Annotated in this window: 22 protein-coding genes; 16 read left to right on the top strand and 6 right to left on the bottom strand. The window is 67.0% G+C overall.

The features are described 5' to 3' along the window. The first annotated feature begins 12 nt into the window (after positions 1-12). From Q9235_RS17620 to Q9235_RS17595, 6 genes are all read left to right on the top strand, one after another. Positions 13-939, top strand: a complete 927-nt coding sequence (locus Q9235_RS17620; protein WP_306223111.1) for an N-acetylmuramic acid 6-phosphate etherase — start codon at positions 13-15, stop codon at positions 937-939. Next, entirely contained in the window at positions 936-1,769 is an 834-nt protein-coding gene (locus tag Q9235_RS17615; protein ID WP_306223110.1) for a GntR family transcriptional regulator, read from the top strand. The genes Q9235_RS17620 and Q9235_RS17615 overlap by 4 nt, the downstream gene beginning before the upstream one ends. Beyond that, positions 1,766-2,797, top strand: a complete 1,032-nt coding sequence (locus tag Q9235_RS17610) for an SIS domain-containing protein (protein WP_306223109.1) — start codon at positions 1,766-1,768, stop codon at positions 2,795-2,797. The genes Q9235_RS17615 and Q9235_RS17610 overlap by 4 nt, the downstream gene beginning before the upstream one ends. Beyond that, positions 2,797-3,921, top strand: coding sequence for an N-acetylglucosamine-6-phosphate deacetylase (nagA, locus tag Q9235_RS17605; RefSeq protein WP_306223108.1), 1,125 nt, complete (start codon positions 2,797-2,799; stop codon positions 3,919-3,921). Before Q9235_RS17610 ends, nagA begins: the two co-directional genes overlap by 1 nt. Positions 3,922-4,064: 143 nt before the next feature. Then, positions 4,065-5,024, top strand: coding sequence for a carbohydrate kinase family protein (locus Q9235_RS17600; protein WP_306223107.1), 960 nt, complete (start codon positions 4,065-4,067; stop codon positions 5,022-5,024). Positions 5,025-5,359: 335 nt separating this feature from the next. Beyond that, positions 5,360-5,662, top strand: a complete 303-nt coding sequence (locus Q9235_RS17595) for a hypothetical protein (protein WP_306223106.1) — start codon at positions 5,360-5,362, stop codon at positions 5,660-5,662. Between the two features lie 290 nt (positions 5,663-5,952). Here Q9235_RS17595 and Q9235_RS17590 read toward each other — a convergent pair whose 3' ends face one another. Continuing rightward, on the bottom strand, positions 5,953-7,560 hold the full coding sequence (locus tag Q9235_RS17590; protein ID WP_306223105.1) for a PucR family transcriptional regulator: 1,608 nt from the start codon (positions 7,558-7,560) through the stop codon (positions 5,953-5,955). Positions 7,561-7,802: 242 nt separating this feature from the next. Between Q9235_RS17590 and Q9235_RS17585 the strand changes: the two genes are divergently transcribed. The 6 genes from Q9235_RS17585 (at position 7,803) to arcC (ending at position 15,697) form a co-directional block, all read left to right on the top strand. Then, complete coding sequence (locus Q9235_RS17585) at positions 7,803-9,377, top strand: SulP family inorganic anion transporter (RefSeq protein ID WP_306223104.1); 1,575 nt, start codon at positions 7,803-7,805, stop codon at positions 9,375-9,377. 109 nt (positions 9,378-9,486) lie between these two features. Then, a complete protein-coding gene (locus Q9235_RS17580; RefSeq protein WP_306223103.1) occupies positions 9,487-10,719 on the top strand; it encodes a tetratricopeptide repeat protein in 1,233 nt (410 codons plus the stop codon). Positions 10,720-10,721: 2 nt separating this feature from the next. After that, a complete protein-coding gene (locus Q9235_RS17575; RefSeq protein WP_306223102.1) occupies positions 10,722-11,660 on the top strand; it encodes an oxamate carbamoyltransferase subunit AllH family protein in 939 nt (312 codons plus the stop codon). Continuing rightward, positions 11,638-13,182, top strand: a complete 1,545-nt coding sequence (gene fdrA, locus Q9235_RS17570; protein WP_306223101.1) for an acyl-CoA synthetase FdrA — start codon at positions 11,638-11,640, stop codon at positions 13,180-13,182. Before Q9235_RS17575 ends, fdrA begins: the two co-directional genes overlap by 23 nt. A 2-nt stretch (positions 13,183-13,184) precedes the next feature. Beyond that, on the top strand, positions 13,185-14,615 hold the full coding sequence (locus Q9235_RS17565) for a YlbE family protein (protein ID WP_306223100.1): 1,431 nt from the start codon (positions 13,185-13,187) through the stop codon (positions 14,613-14,615). Positions 14,616-14,713: 98 nt separating this feature from the next. Beyond that, positions 14,714-15,697, top strand: a complete 984-nt coding sequence (arcC, locus tag Q9235_RS17560; RefSeq protein WP_306223099.1) for a carbamate kinase — start codon at positions 14,714-14,716, stop codon at positions 15,695-15,697. Between the two features lie 305 nt (positions 15,698-16,002). Here the strand turns inward: arcC and Q9235_RS17555 are convergent, their stop codons facing one another. From Q9235_RS17555 to Q9235_RS17535, 5 genes are all read right to left on the bottom strand, one after another. Further along, positions 16,003-17,196, bottom strand: coding sequence for an amidohydrolase family protein (locus Q9235_RS17555; RefSeq protein WP_306223098.1), 1,194 nt, complete (start codon positions 17,194-17,196; stop codon positions 16,003-16,005). Between the two features lie 193 nt (positions 17,197-17,389). After that, entirely contained in the window at positions 17,390-18,253 is an 864-nt protein-coding gene (locus Q9235_RS17550) for an ABC transporter permease (RefSeq protein ID WP_306228324.1), read from the bottom strand. Between the two features lie 5 nt (positions 18,254-18,258). Continuing rightward, positions 18,259-19,200, bottom strand: a complete 942-nt coding sequence (locus tag Q9235_RS17545; RefSeq protein ID WP_306223097.1) for an ABC transporter permease — start codon at positions 19,198-19,200, stop codon at positions 18,259-18,261. Between the two features lie 11 nt (positions 19,201-19,211). Continuing rightward, on the bottom strand, positions 19,212-20,816 hold the full coding sequence (locus Q9235_RS17540) for an ABC transporter substrate-binding protein (RefSeq protein ID WP_306223096.1): 1,605 nt from the start codon (positions 20,814-20,816) through the stop codon (positions 19,212-19,214). 405 nt (positions 20,817-21,221) lie between these two features. Further along, a complete protein-coding gene (locus Q9235_RS17535; protein WP_306223095.1) occupies positions 21,222-21,770 on the bottom strand; it encodes a cupin domain-containing protein in 549 nt (182 codons plus the stop codon). A gap of 140 nt (positions 21,771-21,910) precedes the next feature. Here Q9235_RS17535 and aptA point away from each other — a divergent pair, with 140 nt between their 5' ends. The 4 genes from aptA (at position 21,911) to Q9235_RS17515 (ending at position 26,227) form a co-directional block, all read left to right on the top strand. Then, a complete protein-coding gene (gene aptA / locus Q9235_RS17530) occupies positions 21,911-23,260 on the top strand; it encodes an omega-aminotransferase AptA (RefSeq protein WP_306223094.1) in 1,350 nt (449 codons plus the stop codon). Between the two features lie 189 nt (positions 23,261-23,449). After that, positions 23,450-24,775, top strand: a complete 1,326-nt coding sequence (locus Q9235_RS17525) for an aspartate aminotransferase family protein (RefSeq protein WP_306223093.1) — start codon at positions 23,450-23,452, stop codon at positions 24,773-24,775. A gap of 25 nt (positions 24,776-24,800) precedes the next feature. Beyond that, positions 24,801-25,664: a carbon-nitrogen hydrolase family protein gene (locus Q9235_RS17520; RefSeq protein ID WP_306223092.1), complete on the top strand. Its 864-nt coding sequence runs from the start codon at positions 24,801-24,803 to the stop codon at positions 25,662-25,664. A gap of 17 nt (positions 25,665-25,681) precedes the next feature. Continuing rightward, on the top strand, positions 25,682-26,227 hold the full coding sequence (locus Q9235_RS17515; protein ID WP_306223091.1) for a carboxymuconolactone decarboxylase family protein: 546 nt from the start codon (positions 25,682-25,684) through the stop codon (positions 26,225-26,227). The last annotated feature ends 46 nt before the right edge of the window (positions 26,228-26,273 follow it).

The following is a 26,273-nucleotide window of genomic DNA, read 5'->3' as shown; positions in this document are numbered from 1 at the left end:
AAGAGGCAGTTCATGGCGACGGAAGATGTCAGCGCACGCTTTCAGGATCTCGATGCCTGGGGCGATCTCGATATCCTGAAGGCGCTCTACGAGGGCCAGCTCGCCGCGGTCGCGGCGATCGCGACCTCACTGCCGGCGATCGCGGAGGCCGTCGCCGCCGCGGTGCCCAGGCTCGAAGCAGGCGGGCGCCTGATCTATGCCGGCGCCGGGACCTCCGGGCGCATCGGCGTCCAGGACGGCGCGGAACTGACCCCGACCTTCGACTGGCCGGCGGAGCGTCTCGGCTTCGCCATCGCCGGCGGCGACGAGGCGATCCTGCACGCGGTCGAGAATGCCGAGGATTCGGTCGATGACGGCACCGAGGCGATGCGCAGCGCCGAGATCGGTTCCAACGATGTCGTCATCGGCCTCGCCGCCAGCGGCCGTACGCCCTACACGCTCGCGGCGATCGGCGAGGCCAAGTCACGCGGGGCGCTGACGGTCGGCGTCGCCAATAATCGCGGCTCGGCCCTGCTGCGCACCGCCGATCTCGGCATCCTGATCGAGACAGGTGAGGAAGTCGTCGCCGGCTCGACCCGGATGAAGGCCGGCACCGCCCAGAAGATCGTGCTCAACCTGTTCTCGACCCTGCTGATGATCCGGCTGGGTCGGGTCTATCGCGGACTGATGGTCCATATGCGGGTGACCAACGCCAAGCTCAGGCACCGTGCCGCCGAGATGGTGGATACCATTACCGGTTGCGGCATGGAGGCCGCAGCGCGGCATCTCGACCGCGTCCATGGTGACGTCAAGCGTGCCACTCTGCTTGCCAGCGGCGCCGATGTCGCCTTGGCCGAGACCCTGCTCGCCCGCCATCGCGGCAATCTGCGCCTCGCCCTCGTCGAGCTCGGCACTGGTTCGGCGGGCGCTGCCCCGACCGCATCCAGGGCGGCGCCGTGAGCGAGGCCTCGCCCGGACGTGGCTCGCGGCGCCCGCGTGAGGCCGCCTCCGGGACGACGCTCGAAGCGATGCCGGCCAAGCAGCAGGCGATCCTGCAAGCCTTGGCCGGCGACGACCCGACACCGCGCTATCTCCGGCTCGCCGGCGCCTTGTCCCGGCTGATCGAGAGCGACGTCTTTCAGCCGGGCGATGCCGTGCCCTCGGAGCGCGACCTGGCGCAGCTCACCGGCTATGCGCGCGTCACCGTGCGCAACGCCATCGATGAGCTCATCCGCAGCGGCACGCTCTCGCGCCGGCACGGCTCGGGCACCTTCGTTGCCTCGCGCATCGAGCAGCCGCTTTCGGTGCTGGCGAGCTTCTCGACCGATATCGAGAACCGCGGCGGCCGGCCCGGCTCGGTCTGGCTCTCGCGCGAGCTGACGCGGCCGAAGCCGCAGGAATCGATGGCGCTGGGGCTGGGTCCGAGTGACGGCGTCGTGCGGCTCACCCGCGTCCGGACCGCCGATGGCGAGCCACTCGCGATCGAATGCGCGGTCGTGCCCGCCAGCATCCTGCCGTCGCCGGATCTCGTCGAGATGTCGCTCTATGCCGCGCTTGCGCAGCGCGGCGCCGTGCCGGCCCACGGCGTGCAGCGCATCCATGCCGGCCTCGCGACCGCCGAAGAGGCCAGGCATCTCGGCGTGCCGGCCGGCAGCGCGCTGCTGCGGATCGAGCGGCGCGCCTTCCTCGCCAACGGCAAGCCGGTCGAGTTCACAGTCTCCGCCTATCGCGGCGACCGCTACGATTTCGTCGCGACCCTGAAGGGTGAGGCCATGGGGCCGCAACCATGAACCATTCCGACCAGCCGACCTCGCGCATGTCGCGCGAGGTCGCGGAAATCCCGCAGGCCGCAGCACGTCTGCTGGACGAGGGGCGGGAGGTGATCGAGCAGGTCGCGGCAGCGCTCGACATGCGGCGTGTCAGCCATGCGGTGGTCAGCGGCCGCGGCAGTTCCGGCCATGCCGGCACCTATCTCCGCTACCTGATCGAGACCCGGCTCGGCCTCAGCGCTGCGCCTGCTGCGCCCTCGGTGGTGACGCGCTATGGCGCGAGCCCTCGCCTCGGGGAGGCGCTCTACATCCTGATCTCGCAATCCGGCCGCAGTCCTGATCTTGTCGCCGCGGCCGAGCAGGCGACTGCGGCCGGTGCGCAGACCATCGCCATCGTCAACGACGCGAATTCGCCCGCCGCCCGTGCCTGCCGCCATGTCATTCCGATCGCCGCCGGACCTGAACTTGCCGTTGCCGCGACCAAGACGGTGGTGAACACCATGCTGGCCGGCCTGCTGCTGATCGGCGCCCTCGCCGAGGACAAGGCGCTCATCGCCTTGGCGGGAACCGCGCCGGAGCGGCTGGCACAGGCGCTGGCGCTGGACTGGTCGCCCTGGGCGCGTCGCTTGTCCGTCGCGCCCGCCGGCTTCGTGATCGGGCGCGGGCTGAGCCTCGGACCTGCCCGCGAGGCGGCTCTCAAGGCTGCCGAGATATTGGGCGTGCCGGTGCTCGCCTACAGCGCCGCCGAGGTCCTGCACGGGCCGAAGGCGGCGATCCGCAGCGAGCATCCGATCCTCGGGCTCAATGCCGGCGGCGCGGTCTCCGACAGCATCGAGGATGCGCTGGCGACGCTTGGCCGGCAGGGCAGCCCGGTTTTCTCGGGCTCAGGGTCGCAGCCGGGACTGCCGGGTCTCGGAACGGGCGAACCGGCGCTCGATGCCATTGCCCTGCTGGTGCCGGTCTATCGCGCGCTCGAAGCGGAAGCCGCCCGCCTCGGCCGCAATGTCGACAGCCCGCCCGGCCTGCTCAAGGTCACGGAGACGCTCTGATGGCGGCCGCCCGGCAAGCCTGGCGCACGAAACGCCTGTTCGATGGCGCTGAGATCCTGAGCGATCGGCTCGTCGTCGCCGAGGACGGCGTCGTCAGCGCGATCCTTCCGGCCGATGCCACAGCCGACTGCGTGGTCGAGGACCTGCCCGAGGACGCCGTCCTGTCTCCCGGCTTCATCGATATCCAGGTCAATGGCGGCGGCGGCGTCATGCTGAACGACAGCCTGACCGTCGAGGGCATCGCCACGATCTCAGCCGCCCATGCCCGCTTCGGCACCCGCTTCCTGCTGCCGACGCTGATCAGCGCCAGCCGCACCGACATTGCCCGTGCGATCTCTGCGGCGCGCGAAGCGATCGCTCAGGGCGTGCCCGGCGCCCTCGGGATTCACATCGAAGGCCCCTTCATCAACCCCGAACGCAACGGCGCCCATCCGCTCGCCAACATGCTGCGGCCGGAGCCGTCGGATGTCGACCTGCTTGCCGCGCTGGGGCCGACCGGCGTGACGCTGGTGACGCTTGCGCCCGAAATCGTTCCACCGGGCTTCATCCGTGCTTTGGTCGAACGTGGCGTCAGGGTCTGCGCCGGTCATACCAACGCCACCGCGTCGGATATGGCGCGCGCCCATGCCGAAGGGCTTTCCGGCGTCACGCATCTGTTCAACGCGATGTCGCAGCTCGGCTCGCGCGAGCCCGGCGTGGTGGGTGCGGCGATGTCGGATCTCGGGCTTGCCGCCGGCATCATCGCCGACGGCCACCATGTCGCCTGGCCCTCCTTCCAAGCCGCGTTTCGGGCCATAGGGCCCGAGCGGATGGTGCTGGTGACCGACGCCATGGCGACGATCGGTGCGGAGCGCGATGCCTTCGAGCTGTTCGGCGAGACGATCCATGTCAGCGAGGGGCGGTTGGTCAATGCCGAGGGCCGGCTGGCTGGCGCCCATCTCGCCATGAACACCGCGATCCTCAACGCGCACCGCCATGGCGGCGCGACCCTGGCCGAGGCGCTTGCGATGGCGAGCACGGCTCCTGCGGCCTATCTCGGCCTCTCCGGCAGCCATGGCCGGATCGCGCCGGGCCGGAAGGCCGTCTTCTCCGTCTTGCGGACGGCGGCCGGTGCGTCATCGTAGGCATCGGATGCCACCACCAGCCGTGCTGCATGAGGCAGGTGGCGGCCTCCTGCCCGGTCGTTATCGTGTTGGAGCGGCGCAGTTCGTCCGATAGTTTCCGGGGCAAGCGCCCATGCGCAGGCGAACAGCAAAGGTCGGTCCTCATGATCCTGGTCTGCGGCGAAGCATTGGTCGATCTGTTCGCCGAAGCCGGCCAGGGCGGCGAGATGCCGGCGCGGATCGTGGCCGGCGGCTCGCCCTTCAATGTCGCGATCGGCCTGGCACGACTCGGTGTCGAGTCGGCTTTGCTCGGTGGTATCTCGCGCGACGGCTTCGGCGCCATGCTCGCCGATCTGCTGGCGCGCGAAGGGGTCGACGATCGCTATCTCGTCCGGACGGACCGGCTCACCACGATCTCGGTCGTGACGACCGACAGGGACGGCCATCCCGGCTATGCCTTCCATGGCGAAGGTGCGGCCGACCGTTCGCTTGCCGCAGCCGATCTGCCGGCCATCCTGCCGGACGCGATCCGGGCGCTGAGCTTCGGCTCCTATACGATGGCGGTGGAGCCCGTCGGCTCGGCCTTTGCGGCGCTGGCCGAACGTGAACGCGGCCGGCGTGTCATCAGCGTCGACCCCAATCTGCGCCCGAGCGCGATCGGCGACATGGCCGGCTGGCATCCGGCAGCCGAACGCTTCTATCGTGCGGCGACCCTCATCAAGGCCAGCGACGAGGATATCCGGATCGCCTGGGACGGGCAGCTCACCGTCGCCGAAGCCGCCTCCCATTGGCTCGATCTGGGAGCCCAACTCGTCGTGGTAACGCAGGGCGAGCGGGGCGCGACCGCCTTTTCCGCTGCAGGCCAGGTTTCCGTGCCGGGCCGAAAGGTCGCGGTGCAGGACACGGTCGGCGCCGGCGATACATTCCACGCCGCCTTGCTTGCCCGGCTCGCGCATACCGGCCGGCTCAGTCCGGAAGCGATCGCGGCGCTCGATCGCGAAGCCCTTGCCGATTTGCTGGCCTATGCCGCCGCAGCCGCGGCGATCACGGTAACGCGCCGGGGCGCCGATCTGCCGACCGCGGCCGAAATCGAGGCGATCGGGTGGCGACCCGGAGCGGCTTGACGACGGCGGAGCCTCACCGCGACAGCATGGCGGCACGATCGAGGGCGGTCGCGAAGCCCTGAAGCGAGGTGGAAAAAGGGGCTGCCGTCCCGCCACCGGCCGTTGCCCTGATCTTCAAGGCCGTACCCGTGCGCAGAGCCACGACCATCGGCGCGTCGAAGCGGTGGCCCTGGCGGCGGAAGCGGCGTGGAATGTAATGATCGCATCGAACGAAGAATGCCCTGCGATTGACTTCCAGGCGTTCCCGGCGCCTACTCCCACTCAGGCCGACTACCCCCTATCGGGCGGTTAGCATTCTCAGTTTCCGCGCCGCGCGCGGACGATCGGCGCTCAACGTGAAACCGACAGTCGACGCGTACACGGTCGCCATGCCGTGGTATGAGCGCGAGGACTTCACGCAGCTCTGGGAGCTTGCCCATGATCGCGACCAGATGCCTGCGGATTACGAGACCTGGCATCGCAATGCGGTGGCGGTGATGAATGTCTGGCTGGCGCGGGGGCGGGCACTGGAGATCGTCACGATCAAGCCGGCCGAGTTCCTCGCATGGCTGCAGGATACCGGCATGCCAAACACCGCGGATACCCGCCGGAAATATGTGGAGCTTCGCGCGGGCACCCATTGCTACGACGTGGCGTAGCCGCTCGCTCGCTTGTTCTGAGCCGGCTGCTAGCCGGTTCGCGTCCAGCGCAGGAAAGCGGATAGCCGCAGCAGACTGTTGATGATCAGAGCATAGACCACACCCGTGTCTCCATCTTGGGAGCCCACGTTACCGCGTGGTGCTTTTAGCGTTGTTGACGCGGCGCAAGCTGCTCCGACAAATCCCGCGACCGGATCGCTCCGATATTTGCGAGCATTCCGGTAATTCCGCGCGTGGTCAATCGCAGGGAATTCCAAGTTTCCGGGCGTTCGGAGAAGGAATCCGCTGTTTCAAGCCGCCGCCACGTCCTCCATTTTCAGGATCTTGAGGCCGATCTGGACCATCAGCATCTCCTCGGCATCGTCGAGATCGATCCCGGCCTCGGACCTGATCTTGTCCAGCCGGTAGAGGACCGTCTTCGGATGGACATCGAGGCGCCGCGAGGTTTCCAGCGCATTGCCGTTGCAGGCGATATAGGCTTCCAGCGTCTCGACGAGATCGGCGCGGGCCCGCGTCCTGACCGCGACCAGCCGCTGCAGCGCGGGCGGGACCATCTCCCTGAGTTCGTGCTGCGGGGCGAGCCGGCAGAGCATGCGGTAGATGCCAAGCTCGTGGAAGAAGACGAGATTCTTCTCGAACCGGGCGCGGATGCCGATATTGAGCGCGTCGAGCGCCTGGCTGTAGCTTCGGGGCAGACCCTCGACATCGGCCGCGACCTCGCCGATGCCTGCCCGCAGGGTGGCGCGCTCCTCGGTCCGCGACCAGAGCGCGCTCAGTTCGGCGAAGCGGCGTTGGAATTGCGTGCGCCATTCGCGGCCCTCGCCGGCCGGCCAGAAGAGCACGATATGGCCGCCCCGGATCTGGGCATGGGCATTGTCGATCACGCCGGTGAGAAGCTGGGACAGGCGCTCGAGGTTCTTGCCCTCGTCGGATGATTTCGGCGGAGCCTTCAGGCCGAGCACGGCGACGGCGTGTTTTCGCCTCAGGTCCCACTGGATCAGGCCGGCGCGCCGGTGCAATTCGCTGGAGGGCAGGGCGCTGCCGCCGAGCAGATCGCCGATCAGGTCGAAGCGGAACTGCTTCTCGACCTCGATCACCGCCTGCTGTCGCAGGAAATCGAGCGCCAGCGCGTTGATCGCGCTCTCGATGGCGATGGACTGGACGTCTTCCAGTGCGCCGTGCAGTTCGAGGACGGTGAGATAGAGCCTGACCTCGTCGCCGACGCGGACGGAAAAGACGTAGCGGTTGCAGATGCGGTCATCGGCTTCAGGGGTGACGATGGTCTGGACGTAGTAGGGCGCGTCTTCGTGATGACCTTCGGGCGGGACGAGGCTGACGGAGCTGCCGGTGGTGCCGGCGAGGCATTGCAGCTTCTCGTCATAGAGACCGACCGGATTGCCGATGAAGGTCTCCAGCGATTTCAGGATGCGGAAGGCGCCCTGGTTCGCCAGGGAGGCGCTGAGGAAGTGGTCGCTGATCTCCTTGAAGCGTTCGAGCACGCCGAGGCGTTCGCTGAGGAGATGTTCAGAGATGCACAGGACGATGGTCCGGTAGAGCACGCTGCGGGGAATCTCGATGACGGGCAGGCGATGCCTGCGCGCGGCCTCGACGATCTCTTCCGGGACCTCCTGCACGAAGAGGCCGGTCTTGACGATCAGGGCGCTGAGCTTGCGGGCGGCGACCTTCTCGATGAAGGCATCGAGCGGGCGCAGGCGATCGAGCGAATAGAAATTGGTGAGCAGGACGTCACCGGGCTGCACCCAGTCGGTGACGTCGGGCGCCTCGATGACGTTGACGCCGCGGACGGGGTTGGAGAGGCCTTCCTCGCCGCAGATCAGGCGGGCCTGCTTGAAGGGCGCGAACTGGAGCAGCTCGGAAATCTTCAGTTGATGGGCCATGCCTGCGCTCCCCGGCGGCTGCTCCGCCTCATCGCTGTAGTCGCGAAAGGACGGCGCTCGCAAGCAAAACAGGGTTAGAACGGTTCAATTTTTATCCGCTGAGGATAAAAAATGACCGGTCAATTTAGGCGGCTTGGCAATGGTTCCCCGCTCGCCGGCTCACTAGGCTCCCCTCAAAAGAAGATCGTTCGACTGCTGGGAGCCGCGCCGCTGGAGCGCGCCCGCGAGGATGGGGAAAACCGATGGATAGATCCTTTATCTGGCGAAAAGGCGACTGGGGCGGCTATTTCGGCCTGCTGGCCAACAACCTGACCAATCTTCTGACGATGATCGGCCTGCTGCTCTTCGTCGTCGGCTTCCCCAAGGAGATGGTCTACGGGCGCATCGCCCCGGCCTTCGGCCTCGCCGTCTTCGCCGCAAGCCTGTGGTACACTTATTTCGCCTACAAGCTCGTCAAGGAAACCGGCCGCACGGACGTGACCGCGCTGCCTTCCGGCCCGAGCGCGCCGTCGATCTTCACAGTGACCTTCCTCGTCATCCTGCCGGTCTATCTCCAGACCAAGGATGCCGAGTTCGCGCTGCAGATCGCGCTGGTCTGGTGCTTCGTCGAGGCGATGATCCTCGTCGGCGGCTCCTTCCTGGGCGAGACCATCCGCAAGACGATCCCGCGCACGGTGCTGCTGTCCTGCCTTGCGGGCCTCGGCCTGCTGCTGCTCGCGATGAACCCGATGCTGCAGTCCTTCGAGACGCCGACCGTCGCTTTCGTCGTGCTGGCGCTGATCTTCCTGAACTGGTTCGGGAAGAAGCCGATCTTCCCGAAGGTGCCGACCGGCTTTCTGCTGCTCGCGGCCGGCACGGCGCTCGCCTGGATCTTCGGCCTGCAGAGCCCGGCCGAGATCAAGAACTCGCTGTCGACCTTCGGCTTCAACCCGCCGACGCTGCACATCTCGAGCTTCCTCAACGGGCTGCCGCATGCGCTGCCCTATCTCGCCTCGGCCGTGCCGCTGGGTCTCGCCAATTACGTGTTCGACCTCGAGAACATCGAGAGCGCGCATGCCGCCGGCGACCCCTACCCGACGCGCCAGGTGATGATGGCCAATGGCCTGTCCTCGACGCTCGGCGCCTTCTTCGGCAATCCGTTCCCGGTCACCGTCTATATCGGCCATGCCGGCTGGAAATCGATCGGGGCCGGTACCGGCTACACCTTCTTCACCGGCCTGAGCATGTTCGTGCTCTCGCTGTTCGGCCTGGGCGCTTTCCTGCTGGCCTTGATTCCGATGGTCGCGGTCGTTCCGATCCTCGTCTATATCGGCATCGTCACGGCTAATCAGGTGGTGCGCGAGTCGCCGCGCGACGAAGTGCCGGTGATCTTCGTCACGATGTTCCCGTGGATCGCCAACTGGGCGCTGACGCTGGCCAACAACACGCTGTCGGCCGCCGGCACCGCGGCCAAGACCGTCGGCGTCGAGGCGCTCGCCAAGAAGGGCGTCTACTATCAGGGCCTGTCCAATCTCGGGAACGGCGCGCCGCTCAGCAGCATGACCTGGGGCTGCATCACGATCTTCGCGATCACCGACAAGCCGATGCGCGGCGCGGTCGCGGCGCTGGTCGGCGGCTTCCTGACGCTGTTCGGCGTGATCCACGCGCCGGCCGTCGGCTTCGCCCAGCCGCACGCCATGCCGCTGGTCTATGCCTATTGCATGATTGCCGGTGTCTTCGTGCTCAAGCACTACCTCAACCTGCGCGAGGCGGATCGCTCGATCCAGACCGGCTCCGGTTCGGCCAGCGACATGAAGCCGGCGGCCAGCAAGGCATGAGCCTGCGAGGCGAGTCCACTCGCAGTGGATGGGCTCGCCTCGCCGTTTCCCTTCATGCCCTCCGCAGCGTCGCCCCCGGCGCTGCCCCACCGATCGACAGGAAGACCCGATGAACGCCCCGTCCACCAACCCGCCTCTGATCGCCGCCGCCGACATGGGCGACATGGCCGCCATCGAGCGCCTCCTCGCGGAGGGCGTGAAGGTGGATGCCAAGGACGAGACCGGCCGGACCGCGCTGATGGCGGCGACCCAGAAGAACAACCTGCCGCTGGCGCGGCGCCTGATCGCGGCCGGCAGCGACGTCAATGCCCGCGACATCACCATGCTCTCGCCCTATCTCTGCGCCGGGGCGAACGGCTTCAACGAAATCCTCAAGCTCGCCATCGCCTCGGGCGCCGATCGCAACAGCGTCAACCGCTTCGGCGGCACGCCGCTGCTGCCGTCGAGCGAGAAGGGCTTTTTGCGCACGGTGCGGGTCTGCCTCGCCGCAGGCATCCCGGTGAACCGCGCCAATGATCTCGGCTGGTCGGCCCTGCTCGAAGCCGTGATTCTCGGCGATGGCGGCAGGCTTTATGGCGACGTGGCCGAGGCGCTGGTCGAGGCGGGTGCGGATCAGCATCTCAACGACCGCGACGGCAAGTCCTCGCTGGTGCATGCGCAGGCGCTCGGCCAGGAGCGGGTCCTGAAGATCTTCCGCGGTGAAGGTGCCGCGTCCGGGCCGGGCGCAGGGGTGATCCGGCAGGCGAAGCTGGCCGAGAAGGCCGAGCGCTACGAGGAGGGGCTCGCCCTCGTCGAGGCCGCGCTCGCGCAGCATCAGGGCGATGCCGATCTCAGCTATTACAAGGGCTATTACCTCTACGAGCTCGGGCGCAACGAGGACGCGATCCGCGTCTTCGAGGCGGTGCTGGCCGCGACGCCCGACGCGGTCGAGTTCCATTTCTACATCGCCTATGCCTGGCGGGCGATGAAGCAGCCGGAAGCGGCGCTGGCGGCCTTCGACGCGGGGATCGCGAAGAAGCCGGAGGCGCAGTTCCTGCGCTATCACAAGTCGAACTATCTGCGTGAACTCGGCCGCCACGAGGCGGCCGTCGCGGTGATGGACGAACTGCTGGCGCTCGATCCCGGTCGCTACGACTTCGCCTTCCACAAGGGCAACAGCCTGCGCTCGCTCGGCCGGCACGAGGAGGCGATCAGCGCGATCGAGATCGCCATCGCGTCCGATCCCGGCAATCCGCTCTACCGCCAGCATAAGGCGCAGTCGCTCCGCCTGCTCGGCCGCGAAGCCGAGGCGCAGGCCGAGCTTGCGGCTGCGGAGCGGCCCCCGGCCGCACGCGCCAGCTAAGCATGGCCGGTCCCGCCCCGATGCGCGCGCATGTCACGATGCAGGCCAGGTCCGGAGACGGCGCCTTCCTTGCGCGCGTGAACGGCATCGCTTTCGCAGGCGTGGTCCACAGCGCCTTCCGCCGGGCAGTCAACATCGCCTGCCTGTGCTGCGGCGACCTGCACACGCTCGTCACTGGTGATCTCGATGACGGTCCGAATTCGCTGGTCGTCGCGGCCGATGATTTCCTCGCCCTGGGCATCTGTCAGGGCGACAGTGTCAGGGCCGCAGGCGGCAGCCTCGCCATCGCCGGCAAGGCAATGGTGGATGTCACTGGGGCGGCCGTCTGGCGCACGCCGCTGCCGGACACGCATTGCGCAACCGGCCTGCTGCGCCGTCGGCTGGCGGAAGTCGAGGCGGAGATCTGGCGCGACGGCACGCCCGGCGGCTTCATCGAGGGCATGGCCGATACCGAGGTCGCGCGGCTGACGACCCGGATGCTGCACGAAGGTGCGGATGGGCTCGCGCTCGCGCTGGGTCGTGGCGATACCGACGCGGCGCTGGGCCATGCCGGCCGGCTGCTTGGACTCGGGCCGGGATTGACGCCTTCGGGCGACGATTTCCTCACCGGGCTGCTGGCGGCCCGGGCGCTCTTCCGGCGGCAGGCCGACCCCGGCAGCGATGCCTTCGCGCTCGGCGTGATAAGGCTCGCCAAGACCGCGACCAATCCGATCGCCTACGCCGCGATCGCCAAGGCGGCACGTGGCGAGGTCCGGGAGCGGGTCGCGCGTCTGATCATCGCGCTCGGCAGCGCGACGGCGGAACCCTCCGCGCAGGCACTCGCACAGGTTCTCGCGATCGGCTCCTCATCCGGGACCGAGATCGCTTTCGGCGTCACCCGTGGGCTGGCGTCGCTCATTGACAATGGAGAATGGGATCATGGCCATCAAGACCGCCATTAAGCGGAACACCTATTTCGACTCGGTCTCGCTGATGTCGGTGACCGGGCGGGCCAATGCCGTCGCAGGCGTCGAGCAGGCGATGATCGGCATGGGCACCGCCATGAACAAGGAAGTGCTCCAGAATGTCGGCATGCTGACGCCGGAAGCGGCGGAGGCCCAGAGCGGCGACCTGATGATCGTGGTGCGCTCGGCGTCCGACGAGATTGCCGAGAAGGCGCTGGTCGAGATCGACGAATTGTTCAAGCAGAAGGGCGGCAACGAGACCGGCCGCAAGATGAACTACGCGACGATCGAGTCCGTCGTCGCGCATGTGCCCGGCGCCAATCTCGCGATCATCGCGGTCGCCGGCGAGTTCGCCTCCCGCGAGGCGCGCCGCGCGCTGGAGAGCGGCCTGCATGTGATGATGTTCAGCGACAACGTCTCGATCGAGGATGAGGTCGCCCTCAAGACGCTCGCCCATGACAAGGGCCTGCTGATGATGGGGCCGGATTGTGGCACCGCCTATATCGGCGGTGTCGGCCTGTGCTTCGCCAACGCGGTGCGCGCTGGCAATATCGGCATCGTCGGCGCCTCCGGCACCGGCAGCCAGGAGGTCGCGGCCCGCATCCATGATTTCGGCGGCGGCATCACCCAGATCATCGGCACTGGCGGGCGCGACCTCAACGAGAAGGTCGGCGGCATCATGATGATCGACGGCATCAACGCGCTCGCCCGCGACCCGGCGACCGAGGTGATCGTGCTGGTCTCCAAGCCTCCGGCGAAGTCGGTGCAGGACAAGGTGCTGGCGGCGGCCGCTTCCTGCGGCAAGCCGGTCGTCGCCTGCCTGCTCGGCGGCTCCGAGGAGGCCGTCACCAAGGCCGGCCTGCAATTCGGCAAGACCACCAAGGAGGCCGCACTCAAGGCGGTCATCATCGGCGGGAAGAAGGAAGAGGAGATCAACAAGCGGGCGCTCAACCTGCCATTGATCGCCGAGACCCGTGCCAAGCTGAAGCCCGAGCAGCGCTATATCCGCGCCTTGCTTTGCGGCGGCACGCTCTGCGAGGAGATGATGCTGATCGCCAAGGAAAGCTACGACAACGTCTACAGCAACATCGCCAAGGACCCGGCGCGCAAGCTGAAGGACGTCTCCACCAGCATCGAGCATACCTTCATCGATTTCGGCGACGACGACTTCACCCGCGGCCGGCCGCACCCGATGATCGATCCCTCCCAGCGCCTCGCGCGATTGGTGCAGGAGGCGCGCGACCCCTCGGTCGGCGTCATCGTGCTCGACTTCATCCTCGGCTACGGCGCCCATGAAGACCCGGCCGGCGTGATGATCCCCGCCCTCGTCGAGGCCAAGCAGATCGCGGCCGCCGAGGGCCGTCACCTCGAGATCCTCGGCTATGTCCTCGGCACGGATCTCGACAGCCAGTCGCTCGCCGAGCAGACGGCCAAGCTTTCGGAAGTCGGCGTCACCATCGCCAGCAGCTGCACCAATGCCGGTCTGCTGGCGCGCGGTTTCGTCTCCAAGGAGAACTGATCATGTCCAGCATCAACGACCTGTTCAGCAAGGTCAGCGTCATCAATGTCGGCCTCGAAATGTTCAAGGACGACATCGAGAAGCAGGGCGGCAGCGCCGTCCATCTCGACTGGCGCCCGCCGGCCGGTGGCAAGCCCGAGCTGATCGACGCGCTCGAAGCCCTGGCGCGTCCTGAGATCGCGGCACGCATCGAGAAGGCCAATGAGGAGGCCGTCGAGCGCATCCTGAAGTCGCAGCCCGTGCTGGTCGGCTTCGGCCCGGCGCTCGACGTCGTGCCCGGCATGACCAAGAAGACCATCCTGCATGCCGGCCCCCCGATCACCTGGGAGCGGATGTCCGGCCCGATGAAGGGCGCGGTCACCGGTGCGCTGGTCTTCGAGGGCCTGGCCAAGAACCTTGAGGAGGCGGCGGCGCTCGCGGCGTCGGGCGAGATCACCTTCTCGCCTTGTCACGAGCATAACTGCGTGGGCTCGATGGCGGGCGTGACCTCGGCCTCGATGTTCATGCACATCGTCAAGAACAAGACCTATGGCAACGTCGCCTACACCAATCTCAGCGAGCAGCTCTCCAAGATCCTGCGCATGGGCGCCAATGACGAGACCGTCATCGCCCGGCTGAACTGGATGCGCGACGTGCTCGGCCCGATCCTGCGCGAAGCCATGCAGATCGCCGGCGAGATCGACCTGCGCCTGCTGCTCTCGCAGGCGCTGCACATGGGCGACGAGTGCCATAACCGCAACGTGGCCGGCACGACCATCCTGATCCAGAAGCTCGCGCCCTTCATCCTGGAGACGTCGTTCACGACGGCCCAGAAGCGCGAGGTCTTCGATTTCGTCGCCAGCAGCGACTATTTCTCCGGCCCGACCTGGATGGCGATGTGCAAATGCGCGCTCGATGCCGCCCATGACGTGCCGCATTCGACGATCCTGACGACGATGTGCCGCAACGGCGTCGAATTCGGCATCCGCATCAGCGGCGTGCCTGGCTTCACCTGGTTCACCGGCCCGGCGCAGAAGGTCATCGGCCCGATGTTCGCCGGCTACAAGCCGGAGGATTCCGGGCTCGATATCGGCGACAGCGCGATCACCGAGACCTATGGCATCGGCGGCTTCGCCATGGCGGCGGCGCCGGCCATCGTGCCGCTGGTCGGCGGCACGGTCGACGAGGCCATCGGCTTCTCGGTCCGGATGGCCGAGATCACCACGGCCGAGAACCCGAACGTCACGGTGCCCCTGCTCAACTTCAAGGGCGTGCCGACCGGCATCGACATGCGCAAGGTGCTGCAGACCGGCATCATGCCCGTCATCAACACCGCGATCGCCCACAAGGAAGCCGGCATCGGCATGATCGGCGCCGGCATCACCTACCCGCCGATGGAGGCTTTCGAGAAGGCTCTGCTGGCCTTCGCGCGCCAGGAGGGCGTCGCGGGCTGAAGACTGCCGCGGGCCGCCCCAAACGGCTCGCGTTCCACACCAACGAACAATTTCAGCATGCGTCGCGACCTGCCGGCCGGCGCGTGGGAGGAGGATTCATGACTTCGCACGACGCCGTTCCGGATCGCCTGATCATCGCCATCGGCGGCAACGCCATCCATCCCGAAGGCATCCGCGGCACGGCGGAGGAGCAGGAGAAGCTCGCCGCCGAGACCGGCGCCGCCCTGCTGCCGCTGATGGAGCTCGGCTCGCAGCTCATCATCACCCATGGCAATGGCCCGGTCGTCGGCAAGATGCTGCTGCGCCACGCCATTGCCCGCCATCGCGTCGCACCGATGCCGCTCGATATCTGCGTCGCCCATAGCCAGGGCGGCATCGCCTATCTGCTGACGCAGGCGCTGGAGAACGCGCTGCGCGCCAAGGGCAATCCGCGCGAGGTGACCTGTGTCCTGACCCAGGTCGAGGTCGACCCGAACGATCCGGCCTTCCAGAACCCGTCCAAGCCGATCGGCTATTTCTACACCGAGGAGGAGGCCAAGGCCCTCAGCGAGGAGATGGGCTGGCTGATGAAGGAGGATTCCGGGCGCGGCTACCGGCATGTCGTACCTTCGCCGCTGCCGCAGCACATCGTCGATTTCGACCTCGTGCAGACGCTGGCCGACAAGGGCGCGGTCGTGATCGCGGGCGGCGGCGGCGGCGTGCCCGTGGTGCGCCAGCCCAATGGCCAGAGCCGCGGCGTCGAGGCCGTGATCGACAAGGATCGCACCACCGCCAAGATGGCGAACCTGCTCGACATCCCGGACATGATCATCCTGACCGCCGTGCCGCGTGTGGCCGTGCATTTCGGCAAGCCGGAGCAGCGCTTCCTCGATCGCGTCAGCCTCTCCGAGATCAAGCGCCTGCATGCGGAGGGGCATTTCCCGCCCGGCAGCATGGGGCCGAAGATCGACGCGGCCGTCCAGTTTCTGGAAGGCGGCGGCCGGCGCTGCATCATCGCATGCATCGAGGATGCGGTCGCGGCGCTGCGCGGCGAAGCCGGCACACAGATCGTCTCCGACGAGGCGTTCGCGGCGGCGGCCTGAGGCCTCTCCAATGCTTGCAGTGTTCTCCTCGGAACCACGGCGTCATCCCGGACAAGCTGCGTAGCAGCGCCGATCCGGGATCCATCGTAGAGTTCCGGAGCCCTTCGATGGATCCCGGGGCAAGCCCGGGATGACGAGGTGTTTCCGAGGACAAGGACCAGCCTTTGTCGGCAGAATTGAAGAGGGCCGCCTGGATGACCGGCGGCCCTTTTTCATGCGCCCCTGCGCGAAATGAGGACGCAAACGAAAACGGCGCCGCGAAGCCTGAAGCCTCGCGACGCCGCCGATGATCCGGGATCGCTTCGTCAGGCGATCGGCTGGGTCAGTTCGCCATGGCGGGTGACGATCCTGCCGCGCTTGACGACGGTGCGGTCGGCCGGGCGCTCGACGATCGCCTCACAGATGGTCTCGCCGGGCAGGATCACGAAATCGGCGGTGCAGCCGACATCGAGGCCGTAGTTCTCGATGCCCATCACCTCGGCGCCCTTGTAGGTGCAGACGTCGAGCGCCAGCTCCATCTCTTCGTCGCGGCGGAAATTGTTGCGCAGGCCGACGAGCGTCGCGCGCTCCAGCATGTCGCCCATGCCATAGGGGTTCCAGCTATCGCGCACGCCGTCCGAGCCGCCGGCGATGACGACGCCGGCCTTGAGGCAGGCCATGACCGATGGGGCCGGCGAGGCGGCCGGCGCGGTGGTGACCAGCGTGACGCGCTCCTTGGCCAGCGCGTCTATCAGGCGGCGGACGTAATCGGCATCGGGCATGCCCAGGCAAAAGGCGTGGCTGATCGCGACCTTGCCCTGCATGCCGAGCGCGCGGGTGCGCTCGATGATGAGCTCCATCGAGAAGGCGCCGACTTCGCCGCGCTCGTGCAGGTGGATGTCGAGAGGGCGGCCGTATTTCTCGGCGAGGCCGAAGATCGCGTCGAGATGGCCCTTGGGGTCGCGGTCGAGCGTGCAGGGATCGAGGCCGCCGACGACATCGGCACCCATCGCCATCGCCTGGTCGAGCAGTTCGAGCGTGCCCGGCCGGATCAGCATGCCGGATTGGGCGAAGGCGACGATCTCGACGTCGATCACGTCCTTGAGGCGCTCGCGCATCGCCATGACGCCTTCGATGCCGGCGAGGCCGACTTCCGTGTCGACGTCGACATGGCTGCGGATATGGGTGGTCCCGAGCTTGACCATCTGGGCGACGAGGCGGCCGGACTGGCGGTCGGCATCGATGCCGAACTCGCGGCGGTTGCGGCGCTCGGTCTCGATCTTGTCGATCAGGGCGGGGCCGGCGGTGTGCCTGTGCCAGCCCATGCCCCAGAAGCTCTTGTCGAGATGGGTATGGGCCTCGACGAGGCCGGGGATCATCAGCCGGCCGCCGGCATCGAAGATCGTGTCGCTTCCGGTCGCGCCGGCGCCGATCGCGTCGATGCGCCCGTCGCGGACCAGCACATCCGTCGACGCACCGCCGGCCGGGCGGACATTCCGGATCAAGAGGGTATCGGTCACGAGGCGTCTCCTTCTTCCAGACCGGCGAGGCCGGCTTCTCAACGTCGATGACGGCTTTGGCCTGCCGGATCATAGAGCCAGCAGGCCAATGCCGTCGGCATAAAAGGCGCCCCGCCGGTGTCGCGCGGCGGGGCAAGTTATCCACGGTGAGTGGGGCTTACCGAGCTTGGCTCCCCGTGGAGGCATTCAGGTGTCACACCCGCTTGCGCAGGCGTGGGTCGAGGGCGTCGCGCAAGCCGTCGCCGAGCATGTTGATGGCAAGCACGGTGATCGAGAGGAACAGCGCGGGGAAGAAGATGATGTAGGGCTTGATCTGCCAGAGTGCCCGGCCCTCGGCCATGATGTTGCCCCAGGACGGGGTGGACGGCGGCACGCCGGCGCCGATGAAGGAGAGAGCCGCTTCCGCCAGGATCGCGACCGCGCAGATATAGGTCGCCTGGACCGCGATCGGTGCGAAGGTGTTGGGCAGGATGTGGCGGAAGACGAGCCAGGGCACGCTGGCGCCGCAGGAGCGCGCCGCCTCGACATAGGGCTCCTCGCGCAGGAAGAGCACGACGCCGCGGATCAGGCGCACGACGCGCGGCGTCTCGGCGATGGTGACCGCCAGGATCACGTTCCAGATCGAGGCGCGGTTGAGCGCGATCAGCGCGATGGCGAGCAGGATCGAGGGGATCGCCATCAGCCCGTCCATGACCCGCATGACGAAGGCGTCGAAGCGCGGCAGGAAGCCCGCGAAGACGCCGATCAGCACGCCGAGGATGGTCGCGCCGATCGCCACCGAGAAGCCGACGATGAGCGAGACGCGCGTGCCGTAGAGCACGCGGGAATAAAGGTCGCGGCCGAGCATGTCGGTGCCGAACCAGAAGGTCGCGGACGGCAGCTTGGCGCGGTCGAAGGCCGAAATCGCCGTCGGGTCGCGCGTGCCGAGCCAGGGCGCAAGCAGCGCGATCAGCACGAGCAGGGCGAGGACAGCAGCGCCGCAGGCGATGCTCGGATTGCGGGCGAGCCGCCCGAACCGGCTCTGCCCGGCGCCACGCGGCGCGGCGTCGGAGGTGATGGCGGTCAATAGCGGATCCTCGGATCGAAGACGGTGTAGAGCATGTCGACCAGCAGGTTCACGAGCACGTACATGAAGCTGAACAGCAGGATGACGCCCTGGATGACGGGGTAGTCGCGGCGCAGGATGGCATCGACGGTGAGGCGCCCGAGCCCGGGGATGGCGAAGACGGTCTCGGTGACGATGGCGCCGCCGATCAGAAGCGCGACGCCGCTGCCGATGGTGGTGATGATCGGTACGGAGCAGTTCTTCAGCGCGTGCTTGAACAGGACCTTGCGATCCTCGACGCCCTTGGCGCGGGCGGTGCGGACATAGTCCTGCTCCAGCACCTCCAGCATGGTGGCGCGGGTGATGCGGGCGAGCAGGCCGATATAGACGCTGCCCAGCGCGATCGCCGGCAGGAGCAGGCTGCGCACGGCCGGCCAGAGGCCGTTCGACATCGGCACATAGCCCTGCACCGGCAGCCAGCGCAGTTGCAGGCCGAAGACGAAGGCCAGCAGGTAGCCCACGACGAAGGAGGGCAGCGAGAAGCTGAGCACGGCGAAGACCATGACGGCGCGGTCGCTCGTCGTGTTGTGCTTCCAGGCGGCGATCACGCCGATCGGCAGGGCCATGGCGACCGAGATGACCAGGGTCATCAGCATCAGCAGATAGGTCGGCTCCAGGCGCTGCGCGATCATCGCGGCGACCGGCTGGTTGGTGAAGAGCGAGAGGCCGAGATCGCCCTGCAGCAGGCTCCAGACCCAGTTCCCGAAGCGGATCGGGAACGGGTCGTCGAGCTTCAGCGCGATGCGGATGCGGGCGATGTCGGCCGCCGTCGCCTGGTCCCCGGCCATGATCGCGGCGGGATCACCCGGCGCGAGATAGAGCAGGCCGAAGACGAACAAGGCGACGAAGGTCATGACCGGCAGCGCTGCGAGCAGCCGGCGTGCGATATGGGAGAGCATGGGGCTGTGCCTCAGCCCTTGGCGGTCATCGTGAAGAAGAGCGGCCGCTGGAGCTGGATATCCGTGACGTTGCTCCGGTAGCCGCTGACGGTGGCGAAGCCGCCGAGCGGGATATAAGGCACGTCGATCAGCGCCTGCTTCTGGATCTCCTCGCAGATCTTCTTCTGCGTGGCGACGTCGGGCGCATCGAGCCATTGCTGGCGCAGTTCCTCCAGGCGCGGCGCCGTCGGCCAGCCGACCCAGGCCTCGTTGCCGTTGCCGCGCAGGCCGATATGGCCGACGGGGTTGAAGTTGCTCATGCCGGAGAGTGCGGTGAGGAAGACGTTCCAGCCGCCCTTGTCTGCAGGCTCCTTGCTGAGACGGCGCTGCATCAGCGTGCCCCAGTCCATCGCCTGGATGTCGACGTTGAGGCCGACCTTCTTCAGCGTGTCGGCGGCCAGCAGCGTGCAGGGATGCGTCCAGGGATAGTCGACGGGATCGAGCACGACGACGCGCTCGCCGTTATAGCCGGCGGCCTTGATCTCCTCGGCCGCCTTCTTGATGTCGCGGGGGCTGGTGAAGGCCTCCAGGCCGATTGTGGTCGTCATCGGCGAATCCGGGCTGAAGAAGCCGACGCCGGACTGCCAGAACGCCACGTTCTCCTCGCCGAAGGTGCCGGACATGATCGCCCGCTGATCGAAGGCCTTCAGCAGCGCGCGCCGGATTACGGGGTTGTTGAACGGCGGCTGGAGATGGTTGAAGCGCATCACCGCGAAATTCGGCGTCGTGCGCGGCAGCAGGCGGATATTGGGATCGGCCTTGAGCACGGGCAGGAAATCGGCGCCGACCATCTCGATCATGTCGATCTCGCCGGCCTGGAGGGCGGCCGCGGCGGTCGAGGCATCCGGGATGATGTTCCAGACGATCCGCTCGAAATGCGCGATCTTCGGGCCGGCGGTATAGGTCGGCGGGAACGAGTCGGTCCGCGGCTTGTAGCCGGCGAATTTCTCGAAGACGGCCTTGGAGCCGGAGACCCATTGCTCCTTGGCGAAACGATAGGGGCCGGAGCCGATGCTCTCGCGGATCTGCTCGGTCGGCGAGGTCATGGCGATGCGCTCGGGCATGATCGCCGGCATGTTCGAGCCGCTGGTGGCCAGCGTCATCGGCAGCAGCGGGAACGGCTTCTTGAGCTTGAACTGGAGCGTGCGGTCGTCGACGGCGGTCATCGTGTCGACGACCCCGAGCAGGGCCGCGCCCATGAAGTCGCGCTTTCCCCAGCGATTGATGCTGGCGACGCAATCCTTGGCGAGAACGGGCGTTCCGTCATGGAACTGCAGGCCGTCGCGCAGCTTGATCGTCCATTGCAGCTTGTCGTCCGAGATGGTGTGACCCTCAGCCATCTGCGGGTGGACATTATAGTCCTTGTCGAAGCCGTAGAGCGTGTCGAACACCAGATGGCCATAGACCTGCACGATGGTCGAGGTGCTCCAGACCGGATCGAGGATGTTCAGGTCCGCCTCGGGAATGTAGCGGAGTTCCTTCTTGTCGGCCGCATGTGCCGGCGCAGTAAAGAACGGAGCCAACTGCGTAAAGACAGCCGACTGCGCGGCGAGCTTCAGGAAATCGCGCCTATTCATGTTTCGTCCCTGGTGTTGCCGGGGAGGTTGGTTTGACTTCGATCGGGATTTCGAGGCCATACGCCGGCAGCTTCGACTGTCGACGGGATAGGCATCGTCAATAGGAGTCGAAGTATTGTGCCCCGGAATTGTTATATTGTTTGGCGGTATGATGGGGCCGTAGCGCGGATTTTCAAATTAAATCATCCAATTATTATCATGCAGGAATCGAATGAGGCGACGCCGCGCGCCCTTCTGTCATTCCGGGGTGCACCGTAGGCGCAAACCCGGAATCCACGACTAGGTGGGGCATCCGGCGTCCGGTTGAGAGGGGGCTTGCCCAGTCTTGGGTTCCGGGTTCTTCGCTGCGCGAAGCCCCGGAATGACAAGGGTGGTTTGAAGCTGTTATTCCCGAGCGCCGCACGCCTAGAAGGTCGGCGGGGTGCAGGCGCTGACCATCTCACAGGGAACCGGGCCGACGCAGCGGAACCGATGCGGGCGGTTGCTCTCGAAATAATAGGCGTCGCCGGGGCCGAGAATGCGGCGCTCCTCGCCGACGGTCAGTTCCATTCGGCCGCTGATGACGACGCCGCCTTCCTCGCCCTCGTGGTTCAGCATCACGCGGCCGGTATCGGCGCCGGGCTCGTAGCGCTCCTTGATGATCTGGAGCGCCCGACCGAACAGGTTCTCGCCGACCTGGCGGAAGGAGATGCCGCCTTTGCCGATCTCGACCAGCTCCTCGGCCTGGTAGAACACCTGGCGCGGCTTCTCCGGTTCGAAGGCGAAGAACTCCGAGAGGCTGATCGGAAGGCCGTCGAGGATGCGCTTGAGCACGCCGACCGAGGGATTCACCTCGTTGGCCTCGATCAGCGAGATCGAGGAATTGGTCACGCCGGCCTGCTTGGCGAGCGCGCGCTGCGACAGACCGCGCTGCATCCGGACATATCTGAGCCGTGCTCCGACATCGATACTCATCGCGGGCCTGTTCCTGCTGTTCTCGATCTTGAACGATATCGAGATCGATCCAGGTTTTTCAAGGAATTAGGCTGATCTTGAAACAGACTTGTTGCGCTGGCGAAAACATGAGCACTGACGGGCCACCAAGGGAGACCGTCATGACCGTCAACACCAAGCCGTCCGCGCTGCAGAACGCCCGTTCGCTCGATGCCTTCTGGATGCCGTTCACCGCGAACCGGCAGTTCAAGCAGGCGCCGCGCCTGCTCGCCAGCGCCAGCGGCATGCATTACGCCACCGAGGATGGCCGCAAGGTCATGGACGGCACGGCGGGCCTATGGTGCTGCAATGCCGGCCATGGCCGCCGGCAGATCAGCGAGGCCGTGTCGCACCAGATCGCCGAGCTCGATTTCGCGCCGGCCTTCCAGATGGGCCACCCCATCGTGTTCGATTTCGCCGAGCGGCTCGCCGCCATCGCCCCGGGCGAGGGCGCGAACAAGCTCGACCGCGTGTTCTTCACCGGCTCGGGTTCTGAATCGGTCGATACCGCGCTCAAGATCGCGGTCGCCTATCAGCGCGCCATCGGCCAGGGCACGCGGACCCGCCTGATCGGACGCGAGCGCGGCTATCACGGCGTCGGCTTCGGCGGCATCTCGGTCGGCGGCCTCGTCAACAACCGCCGCGTCTTCCCGCAGTTGCCGGGCACCGACCACCTGCGCCACACCCATAATCCCGCCCGCAACGCCTTCACCCGTGGCCTGCCCGAGCATGGCGCGGAGCTTGCCGACGATCTCGAGCGGCTGGTCGCTTTGCATGGCGCGGAAACGATCGCGGCCGTCATCGTCGAGCCGATGGCCGGCTCCACCGGCGTGCTGCTGCCGCCGAAGGGCTATCTGCAGCGCCTGCGCGAGATTGCGACGAAGCACGGCATCCTGCTGATCTTCGACGAGGTCATCACCGGGTTCGGCCGCCTCGGCACGCCCTTCGCCGCCGATTATTTCGGGGTGATGCCGGACCTGATGACCACGGCCAAGGGCCTGACCAACGGCGCGGTGCCGATGGGCGCGGTCTTCGCCAGCCGCAGGGTGCATGACGGCCTGATGCACGGGCCGGAGGGGATGATCGAGCTGTTCCACGGCTACACCTATTCCGGTCATCCCGTTGCCTGCGCGGCGGGCCTCGCCACGCTCGACATCTATGCGGCCGAGGGGCTGCTGACGCGGGCGGCGACGCTGGCCTCGGCCTGGGAGAACGCGATGCATTCGCTACGCGATGCCCCGCATGTCATCGACATCCGCAATCTCGGCCTCGTCGCCGGCATCGAGCTCGCGTCGCGTGATGGCGCGCCCGGCGCCCGCGCCTATGAGGTCTTCGTCGACTGCTTCGAGAAGGGGCTGCTGATCCGCGTGACCGGCGACATCATCGCGCTGTCGCCACCGCTGATCGTCGAGGAAGATCAGATCGGCGAGATGGTCGATACGCTGCGCGGCGCGCTTAAGCAGGTGGCCTGAGCGGTTTGACCACAGTCCCTCCGTCCTTTCGAGGTGGAGGGCTTTCAGGCCGGGATGAGTGTTTCGATACGACGGCGCAGGTCGCCGTATCGAAGACGCACCGGCTTGTGTCCGGATCGGTCCGTCGCCTACCGTGCTGGTATCAGCGCCGCCCGATGTGGTGTGCCCACGCCAATCCGGGGAGCCGAGATGACCAGGATTCTCCATCGCTCGATCGGCGGCCGTCTGCCGCAAGCCGTCGCGGGGCGGGGCGTCTATATCACCGACCAGGACGGGCGTAGCTATGTCGACGGTTCGGGGGGCGCCGCCGTCTCCTGCCTTGGCCACGGCCACCCCGAGGTCATGGCCGCGATGCGCGCGCAGATGGACCGCATCGCCTACGCGCACACCTCCTTCTTCACCACCGATGTCGCCGAGGAGCTGGCCGAGCGATTGGTCGCGCTGGCGCCGGACGGGCTCGACTACGTCTATCTCGTCTCGGGCGGCTCCGAGGCCGTCGAGGCCGCGATGAAGATGGCGCGGCAGTATTTCGTCGAGCTCGGCCAGCCGCAGCGCCGCCATTTCATCGCGCGCCGGCAGAGCTATCACGGCAACACGCTGGGGGCGCTGGCGGCCGGCGGGAACGCCTGGCGGCGGGCGCAGTTCCAGCCGATCCTGCCTGAAACCCACCATGTCTCGCCCTGCTACGCCTATCGCGACCAGAAAGACGGCGAGACGCCGGAAACCTATGCCGCCCGTCTCGCCGACGAACTCGAAGTCAAGATCCTTGAACTCGGCGCGGATCAGGTCATCGCCTTCATCGCCGAGCCGGTGGTCGGCGCGACGCTCGGCGCCGTCGGCCCGGTCGCGGATTATTTCGCCCGCATCCGCCGTATCTGCGACAAGTATGGAGTCCTGCTGATCCTCGACGAGGTGATGTGCGGCATGGGTCGCACCGGCACGCTCTTCGCCTGCGAGCAGGAGGGCATCTCGCCCGACCTCGTCACCATCGCCAAGGGGCTCGGCGGCGGCTACCAGCCGATCGGCGCGGTGATGCTGTCTGACAAGATCTACCGCGCCTTCGCCGAAGGCTCCGGGCTGTTCCAGCACGGCCATACCTATATCTGCCACCCGATGGCGGCGGCGGCGGCGCTCAAGGTCGTCGAATTGATCTCGCAGCCGGAGATGCTGGAGAATGTCCGCCTGATGGGCTTGCGCCTGCAGGCCGGGCTCGATGCGCGGCTCGGCCAGCACCCCCATGTCGGCGATATCCGTGGGCGCGGGCTGTTCCGCGGCATCGAGATCGTCGCCGACAAGGAGACGAAGGCGCCCTTCGACCCGGCGCTGAAGATCCATGCCCGGATCAAGAAGGAAGCGATGGCGCGCGGCCTGCTGAGCTATCCGATGGGTGGCACGATCGACGGGCGCCTCGGTGATCATGTGCTGCTGGCGCCGCCCTACATCATCAGCCCCGAAGAGATCGACCTGATCGTCGAGCGGATCGCGGGTGCCATCGACGCGGCGGTGAAGGGCTGACGATGCGCATCGCTGGAGCCACCGCATGATCTCGGCCAGCCTCGTCCAAATGGACGTCCAGTCCCTGGCGCCGGCCGAGAATTTCCGGCGCATCCACGAGTTCGTCGCAGGCGAGGCAGCAAAGGGCGCGCAGCTCATCCTGTTCCCAGAACTCGCCAATACCGGCTATGTCGAACCGCTGGTGCCTGGTGGGGCTGTGATCAGCGATGTCCCGCATTTCGGGGCGGCGCTCTACGAGGCCTGCGCGGCGCCGGATGGCGAGGAGATCAGGGCGCTCGTCGCGCTCGCGGCGAAGCATCGCGTACATCTGGTCATCGGGCTCGGGCTTCGAGATCGCCTGCGTGCCGGCGTGATGCGCAATGCCTCGGTCCTGATCGGGCCGGAGGGCGTGATCGGCGACTACACCAAGATCCACCAGTGGCAGAACGAGAAGCTGTTCTTTACCGGCGGCGACAGCATCGAGACCTATCCCGTCTTCGGGACACGGCTCGGCATGCAGGTCTGCTACGATATCCGCTTCCCCGAGATCACCCGCATCCTCGCCCTGCAGGGCGCGAGCATCGTCACCTCCGTCTGGGCCTCCTTCGGGGCCGAGAATGCCGCGGTGACGGACGAAGGGCTCTTCATCCACCGCGCCTATACGCGCGCGACCGAGAACGGCGTCTTCTTCCTGAGCTGCAATCGCAGCGGCAGCCGGGGCGGGCAGCGCTTCTTCGGTCGCTCCTGCGCAGTGGCGCCGGATGGCCGCGTGCTCGGCGCGCTCGACCATGATCGCGAGGACGTGCTGCGGATCGAGATCGACCTCGCCGAGGTCGCGCGCTATCGCAGCTTCACGGGCATCTGGGCCGACCGGGCGCCTTCCCTCTACGCCAAGTACCTGGCGCCCTGACCTTTGCGAGACCTCCGATGACAACCTCTCCCTGCCCGCCGATCAGCGATGCCGATTGGCCCGAGGCCATCGCCGAGATGAAGACCGGCTTTGCCGGCGCGCTCAATGTCTATCGGACGATGGCGCATCATCCGGCCCTGCTGAAGGCCTGGGCTCCCTTGCGCCAGCATGTCGTCAAGGACAGCGCGCTCGGGCCGGTGCGTTCGGAAGTGGTGATCCTGCGCGCGGCGCACCGGATGGGCTCGCCCTATGAATGGGCGCATCATGTCAGCCGGGCGCGGGTGCTCGGCATGAGCGATCAGCGCATTGCGGCGCTACGCGGCGAGCCGGAGGGCGAGGACGGCATGATCGTCCGGGCGGTCGATGCGCTCTTCGACAACAAGCGCCTGTCGTTTGAGCTCGAAGCGGAGCTCGCGGCGGCGATCGGGCGCGAGGCGGTGTTCGACCTGATCGCGACGGTCGGTTTCTACTCGGTGCTCGGCTATATGCTGATGACTTACGAGACCCCGATCGACGAAGCCATCGCGTCCGAGATGGCCGAGAGGCCGCTGGGTACGGTCTAGGCGCAGAGTTGTCGAAGCCGCCGGGCATCGTGTAACCCCGCCGGAA

It is taken from the genome of Bosea beijingensis, from assembly GCF_030758975.1.
GTDB lineage: Bacteria > Pseudomonadota > Alphaproteobacteria > Rhizobiales > Beijerinckiaceae > Allobosea > Allobosea beijingensis.
Note: the sequence above shows the minus strand (reverse complement) of the source record. Positions and strands in the feature narration are given on the sequence as shown.

Excerpts from the sequence above, each read along its gene's own strand:
- Q9235_RS17620 (WP_306223111.1), top strand. The coding sequence starts at position 13 with ATGGCGACGGAAGATGTCAGCGCACGCTTTCAGGATCTCGATGCCTGG.
- Q9235_RS17610 (WP_306223109.1), top strand. The coding sequence starts at position 1,766 with ATGAACCATTCCGACCAGCCGACCTCGCGCATGTCGCGCGAGGTCGCG.
- nagA (WP_306223108.1), top strand. The coding sequence starts at position 2,797 with ATGGCGGCCGCCCGGCAAGCCTGGCGCACGAAACGCCTGTTCGATGGC.
- Q9235_RS17600 (WP_306223107.1), top strand. The coding sequence starts at position 4,065 with ATGATCCTGGTCTGCGGCGAAGCATTGGTCGATCTGTTCGCCGAAGCC.
- Q9235_RS17590 (WP_306223105.1), bottom strand. The coding sequence starts at position 7,560 with ATGGCCCATCAACTGAAGATTTCCGAGCTGCTCCAGTTCGCGCCCTTC.
- Q9235_RS17585 (WP_306223104.1), top strand. The coding sequence starts at position 7,803 with ATGGATAGATCCTTTATCTGGCGAAAAGGCGACTGGGGCGGCTATTTC.
- Q9235_RS17580 (WP_306223103.1), top strand. The coding sequence starts at position 9,487 with ATGAACGCCCCGTCCACCAACCCGCCTCTGATCGCCGCCGCCGACATG.
- Q9235_RS17575 (WP_306223102.1), top strand. The coding sequence starts at position 10,722 with ATGGCCGGTCCCGCCCCGATGCGCGCGCATGTCACGATGCAGGCCAGG.
- fdrA (WP_306223101.1), top strand. The coding sequence starts at position 11,638 with ATGGCCATCAAGACCGCCATTAAGCGGAACACCTATTTCGACTCGGTC.
- Q9235_RS17565 (WP_306223100.1), top strand. The coding sequence starts at position 13,185 with ATGTCCAGCATCAACGACCTGTTCAGCAAGGTCAGCGTCATCAATGTC.
- arcC (WP_306223099.1), top strand. The coding sequence starts at position 14,714 with ATGACTTCGCACGACGCCGTTCCGGATCGCCTGATCATCGCCATCGGC.
- Q9235_RS17545 (WP_306223097.1), bottom strand. The coding sequence starts at position 19,200 with ATGCTCTCCCATATCGCACGCCGGCTGCTCGCAGCGCTGCCGGTCATG.
- Q9235_RS17540 (WP_306223096.1), bottom strand. The coding sequence starts at position 20,816 with ATGAATAGGCGCGATTTCCTGAAGCTCGCCGCGCAGTCGGCTGTCTTT.
- Q9235_RS17535 (WP_306223095.1), bottom strand. The coding sequence starts at position 21,770 with ATGAGTATCGATGTCGGAGCACGGCTCAGATATGTCCGGATGCAGCGC.
- aptA (WP_306223094.1), top strand. The coding sequence starts at position 21,911 with ATGACCGTCAACACCAAGCCGTCCGCGCTGCAGAACGCCCGTTCGCTC.
- Q9235_RS17525 (WP_306223093.1), top strand. The coding sequence starts at position 23,450 with ATGACCAGGATTCTCCATCGCTCGATCGGCGGCCGTCTGCCGCAAGCC.
- Q9235_RS17520 (WP_306223092.1), top strand. The coding sequence starts at position 24,801 with ATGATCTCGGCCAGCCTCGTCCAAATGGACGTCCAGTCCCTGGCGCCG.
- Q9235_RS17515 (WP_306223091.1), top strand. The coding sequence starts at position 25,682 with ATGACAACCTCTCCCTGCCCGCCGATCAGCGATGCCGATTGGCCCGAG.